General features: G+C 51.1%; 1 protein-coding gene. It reads left to right on the plus strand.

The genetic code is table 11. The annotated features are described in order from the left end of the window. The first annotated feature begins 93 nt into the window (after positions 1-93). Positions 94-1,101, plus strand: a complete 1,008-nt coding sequence (locus tag ONV78_RS31810; RefSeq protein ID WP_279508609.1) for an IS110 family transposase — start codon at positions 94-96, stop codon at positions 1,099-1,101. The last annotated feature ends 233 nt before the right edge of the window (positions 1,102-1,334 follow it).

Genomic DNA, 1,334 nt, shown 5'->3' on the forward strand with positions numbered 1-1,334 from the left:
GTAGGTCGATGAGATGGTCTCCTCCTTTCCTGCAGCGGCATCGCAATGTGCCATGATTATGAGTGCAATCAAAGGACGAAGGAGGAGACCATCATGTCTAAGCATAAGACGGTTGGATTAGATTTGGCAAAGAGCGTCTTCCATTTGATTGGCTCCGATGGCGAGCGGAGAAAATTAAAGCGTTCTCAGGTTCTGAGGTACTTTGCGCAGCAAGAAAAAAGCGTAGTGGTCATGGAAGCCTGCGGTAGCGCGCATTACTGGGGACGGGAGTTTAAGGCGTTGGGTCATGATGTGCAGTTGCTGCCGCCACAGCATGTGAAAGCGTATTTACGGGGACAAAAAAATGACTACAACGATGCACAGGCGATTCTCGAAGCAGCGCTGCACGGGCGTATCAGAACAGTGGAAGTCAAAACTGAAGAGCAGCAAGTACAACAAGCCGTACTGATTATGCGTAAAGGGCTTGTACGGGAGCGGACGCGGCTGGTGAATCAAACGCGAGCATTGTTGTATGAGTACGGCGTTTCGATACCTAAATCGCTGAGTCGGTTTCGGACTCAGCTTGTTGAGCAACTCGAAGAAACAAATACATCACTCCCTTCCAGAATCAGGGAAATGGCTCAGCGACAATATCCGCGTCTAGTGAAGTTGGACGAAGAAATAGCGTGGTGCGAGGCGCAAATCCAACAGGCGTCAAAACAGGATGAAGACTGTCTGCGTCTACGCCAGGCGCCAGGGTTTGGCCCCATTGTGAGCTACGCCTTCAAAAGCTGGCTGGGTACGGGGCGACAGTTTACCTGCGGAAGAGACGCCTCTGCGGCGTTAGGCGTTATACCCAAGCAGCATACAAGCGGAGATAAGGATCGATTGATGGGAATCACCAAGAGAGGGGACGCCTATTTGCGAAGCCTGATCATCCACGGTGCGCGATCGGTGGTCAGGCAGGCCAACAAGAAAGACGATCCCCTGAGTCAATGGATCAATCGATTGGTCGCCAAACGTGGCGTCAACAAAGCCACTGTCGCATTGGCGAACAAGCTGATCCGAATAGGTTGGGCGATGGTGGCGAGGCAAGAGAGCTATCGGCCGATAGCTTGTTAGAAGATAAAACCAGAGCACCGACTTGTATTGAGAAAAGTGAACTCCAAAGGTTGCGGAGGCGACAAACTTAAGATGACAAAATAGGTCAAACCAGCGTAACGGAAACCTGACTACTCCGAAGGTAATCAATACCGATAGGTCGATAAGGACGATACGCGCGGACAGCTCATCAAGGCCAGAGTATTACAACTCGCAAACAGGCCGGATATACGGCAGCAACCTACCTTGTTATC

Source organism: Hahella sp. CR1, assembly GCF_029813005.1.
In the GTDB taxonomy this organism is placed as follows: domain Bacteria; phylum Pseudomonadota; class Gammaproteobacteria; order Pseudomonadales; family Oleiphilaceae; genus Hahella.

Coding starts and splice junctions, on each gene's coding strand:
- ONV78_RS31810 (WP_279508609.1), top strand. CDS start 94: ATGTCTAAGCATAAGACGGTTGGATTAGATTTGGCAAAGAGCGTCTTC.